This is a genomic window from Stenotrophomonas sp. HMWF003, from assembly GCF_003061285.1.
GTDB classification, from domain to species: Bacteria; Pseudomonadota; Gammaproteobacteria; order Xanthomonadales; family Xanthomonadaceae; genus Stenotrophomonas; species Stenotrophomonas maltophilia_AP.
The window spans coordinates 1,757-5,999 of record NZ_QAIW01000456.1 but is presented as its reverse complement, the minus strand read 5'-3'; the positions used below and the strand labels follow the sequence as shown (position 1 = coordinate 5,999).

Below are 4,243 nucleotides of genomic sequence, written 5' to 3'. Positions count from 1 at the left end.
GGCGTGGGCGAAAGGTACCGGGGGGCGCTGATCCATCCGCCAAAGTCCTCGAAGCGCGCCAGGCGCGCAGTAATGGGGTGGGCCGTCCGGAAGGCGGCAACGCGGTCGCTGGCTATACTAGCGCACCCCTCCTGCAGGCAAGAATCCGCCGCATGTCCGTCACCACGAACGTTCCCATCACTTTCCAGGGCCTGATCCAGACCCTCAACCAGTATTGGGCGCAGCAGGGCTGCGTGCTGATCCAGCCGCTCGACCTGGAGGTCGGTGCGGGCACCTTCCACCCGGCCACGTTCCTGCGCTCGATCGGTCCGGAAAGCTGGAACGCCGCGTACGTGCAGCCCTCGCGCCGTCCCACCGATGGCCGCTATGGCGAAAACCCGAACCGCCTGCAGCGGTATTACCAGTACCAGGTGGCGATGAAGCCCAGCCCGGACAACATCCAGCAGCTGTACCTGGATTCGCTCAAGGCGCTGGGCATCGACCCGCTGGTGCATGACCTGCGCTTTGTCGAGGACAACTGGGAATCGCCCACGCTGGGCGCCTGGGGCCTGGGCTGGGAAGTGTGGCTCAACGGCATGGAGGTGACCCAGTTCACCTACTTCCAGCAGGCCGGCGGCCTGGAGTGCAAGCCGGTGCTGGGCGAGATCACCTACGGTCTTGAACGCCTGTGCATGTACCTGCAGAACTGCGACAACGTCTATGACCTGGTGTGGACCTACGGTCCGGATGGCACCCCGGTGACCTATGGCGATGTGTACCTGCAGAACGAGATCGAGCAGAGCACATACAACTTCGAATACGCCGACGTGGAGGAAATGTTCCACCGCTTCGACGCCTGCGAAAAGGAAGCCCAGAAGCTGGTCGATGTGGGCCTGCCGCTGCCGGCGTATGAGCAGGTGTGCAAGGCCAGCCATGCCTTCAACCTGCTGGACGCGCGCCGTGCGATCAGCGTGACCGAGCGCCAGCGCTACATCCTGCGCGTGCGCGCGCTGGCCCAGGCGGTGGCCAGGCTGTACGAGGCCAAGCGCCTCGAAGCCGTCGCCGCCAAGGAGGTGCAGGCATGAGCACGATGCAGCCGCTGCTGATTGAACTGGGCACCGAAGAATTGCCGGTGAAGGCGCTGCCGGGCCTGGCCCAGGCGTTCTTCGATGGCGTGGTCGATGGCCTGGCCAAGCGGGGCGTGGCCGTTGAACGCGGCGATGCCAAGCCGTTGTCGACTCCGCGCCGGCTGGCCGTGCTGCTGCCGGGCGTGGCCGTGGAGCAGCCCGAACAGCACAGCGAAGTGCTGGGCCCGTACCTGAACATCGCGCTGGATGCCGAGGGCCAGCCGACCAAGGCGCTGCAGGGCTTCGCGGCCAAGGCCGGGATCGACTGGAGCGCGCTGGAGCGCACCAGCGACGCCAAGGGCGAGCGCTTCGTACACCGTTCCACCACCCCGGGCGCGCGCACCGCCGCGCTGCTGCCGGAGATCCTGCGCGAGGCGATCGCCGCGATGCCGATTCCCAAGCCGATGCGCTGGGGCAGCCACGCCTACGGGTTCGCCCGCCCGGTGCATTGGCTGGTACTGCTGCACGGCACCGAGATCATCGAGGCCGAAGTGCTGGGCCTGAAGGCCGACCGCATGAGCCGCGGCCATCGCTTCATGCACGACAAGACCGTGTGGCTGTCCTCGCCGGAGGACTACATCAGCTCGCTGCAGGCCGCCTTCGTGCTGGTGGACGCCGACGTGCGCCGTGCGCGCATCGTCGAACAGGTCAACGCCGCCGCGGCCAAGGCCGGTGGCCAGGCGCGGATCACCGATGACAACCTGGAACAGGTGGTCAACCTGGTGGAATGGCCGGCACCGGTGCTGTGCAGTTTCGAGCGCGAATTCCTGGCGGTGCCGCAGGAAGCGCTGATCGAGACGATGGAAATCAACCAGAAGTTCTTCCCGGTGCTCGATGCCGGCGGCAAGCTGACCGAGAAATTCATCGGCATCGCCAACATCGAATCGAAGGACGTGAACGAGGTCGCCAAGGGCTACGAGCGGGTGATCCGCCCGCGCTTCTCCGACGCCAAGTTCTTCTTCGACGAGGACCTCAAGCAGGGCCTGGAATCGATGGGCGACGGCCTGAAGACCGTGACCTACCAGGCCAAGCTGGGCAGCGTGGCCGACAAGGTGGGCCGCGTGGTGGCGCTGGCCGGGGTGATCGCCCCGCAGGTGGGCGCCGACCCGGTGCTGGCCAAGCGCGCCGCGCTGCTGGCCAAGAACGACCTGCAGTCGCGCATGGTCAACGAGTTCCCGGAGCTGCAGGGCATCGCCGGCCGGCATTACGCGCTGACCGGCGGCGAGTCGCCCGAGGTTGCGCTGGCCATCGACGAGGCCTACCAGCCCCGCTTCGGCGGCGATGACATCGCGCTGTCGGCGCTGGGCAAGGTGCTGGCCATCGCCGAACGCCTGGATACGCTGGCCGGTGGCTTCGCCGCGGGCCTCAAGCCGACCGGCAACAAGGACCCGTTCGCGCTGCGCCGCAATGCACTGGGCCTGGCCCGTACGATCATCGAAAGCGGGTTCGACCTGGACCTGCGCGCGCTGGTGGACAGCGCCCTGGCCGGCCTGCCGGCCGCCGTGCAGCCCAGTGCCGAGCGCAAGACCGAGGCGCTGCCGCAGGAGCTGTACGACTTCATCCTGGACCGCCTGCGCGGCTACTACGCCGACAAGGGCGTGCCGGCCACGCACTTCAACGCGGTGGCCGAGCTGAAGCCGGCGTCGCTGTATGACCTGGACCGCCGCATCGACGCCATCGGCATCTTCGCGGCGCTGCCCGAAGCCGATGCGCTGGCCGCGGCCAACAAGCGCATCCGCAACATCCTGCGCAAGGCCGAAGGTGACATTCCCGGCATGGTCGACCCGGCGCTGCTGGCCGAACCGGCCGAGAGCGAACTGGCCGAGGCGGTGGAAGCGGCCATCGACGACAGCAACGCCAGCCTGCACCACAAGGACTACGTGAGCGTGCTGAACCGCCTGGCGCGCCTGCGCCCGCAGGTGGACGCGTTCTTCGATGCGGTGATGGTCAATGCCGAAGACCCGGCGCTGCGTGGCAACCGCCTGGCGCTGCTCAAGCGCCTGGGCGACCGCCTGGGCAGCGTGGCGGCGATCGAGCACCTGTCCAGCTGAGGTGTGGCGGGCAGCCCTGCCCGCAGGTGGTAACGCAGAAGGCGCGACGGCCCCGGCCGCTCGCGCCTTCTGCATTTCAGGCCTGTCATGTGCGCGGGTGTCGGCCGCATTGGCACTGCCGCACGCGCGTGCGGACGGATCTGTCCGGCGAGGTGTCGGCATCGACCGGGTGGAAAACGACGTAGCCGATGTTCTGCGCGATTTTAACGGGGCCTTCACCGTCATTCTGAAACAGCCCCGCCGATTTCGCATGCTCGCAATGGCCCGTTATGCTGTCCCCATGCAGCCAAAGAATTACGCCCTTCCCCTGATGTTCCTGTCGCTGGTCACCGCCTCGGTGGCACACGCACGCGGGACCATCGACAAGGTGGAAATCAAAGGACTGGACAAGGGCGACGACGCCGAGATGATCGAGAACATCGAGGTCTCGCTGTCGCTGTACGACACCATCGGCAAGCCCCAGGGCGAGTCGCGGCTGGAGTATCTGTTGTCCCAGGCCGAGCGCCAGACCCGTGAAGCCCTGGAGCCGTTCGGCTACTACAACCCGGTGATCAAGGTGGACAGCCCGCGCGAGGGCGAAAACCTGCGCGTGGTGATCCAGGTCGACAAGGGCCCGCCCACGCTGGTCCGGCGCGAGCACATCGACATCACCGGGCCGGCGCAGCTGGACCAGTACCTGCAGGAAGACCTGGAGAAGTTCAAGCCGCGCAAGGGGCAGCGTTTCGAACATACCCAGTACGAAGCCAGCAAGATCACCGTGACCCGGCGGCTGGCCGAACGCGGCTACTTCGATGCCGACTACACCCAGCGCCAGGTGCAGGTCACCCGCGCCGAGAATGCCGCCGACATCGACCTGACCTGGGACAGCGGTCGCCGCTACAACATGGGCGACATCCGCTTCCACCAGGATTACTTCGTCGACACGCTGTTCGACCCGCTGGTGTACTGGGAAAAGGGCAGCTATTTCCATGAAGGCAAGCTGGACCGCCTGCGCGAATCGCTGACCAAGCTGGACTACTTCAGCGTGATCGACATCCAGCCACGCCCGGACCAGGCCGATGCCAACGGTGACGTGCCGGTGGACGT

3 protein-coding genes are annotated in these 4,243 nt (G+C 66.7%); all 3 read left to right on the top strand.

From position 1 onward, the window contains the following. The first annotated feature begins 152 nt into the window (after positions 1-152). Positions 153-1,064, top strand: a complete 912-nt coding sequence (glyQ, locus tag DBR34_RS20165) for a glycine--tRNA ligase subunit alpha (protein WP_128098100.1) — start codon at positions 153-155, stop codon at positions 1,062-1,064. Continuing rightward, complete coding sequence (gene glyS, locus DBR34_RS20160; RefSeq protein ID WP_128098099.1) at positions 1,061-3,157, top strand: glycine--tRNA ligase subunit beta; 2,097 nt, start codon at positions 1,061-1,063, stop codon at positions 3,155-3,157. Before glyQ ends, glyS begins: the two co-directional genes overlap by 4 nt. 280 nt (positions 3,158-3,437) lie before the next feature. Next, positions 3,438-4,243, top strand: an 806-nt coding sequence (locus DBR34_RS24330; RefSeq protein ID WP_308812570.1) for a POTRA domain-containing protein, incomplete at its 3' end; no start/stop codon positions are given.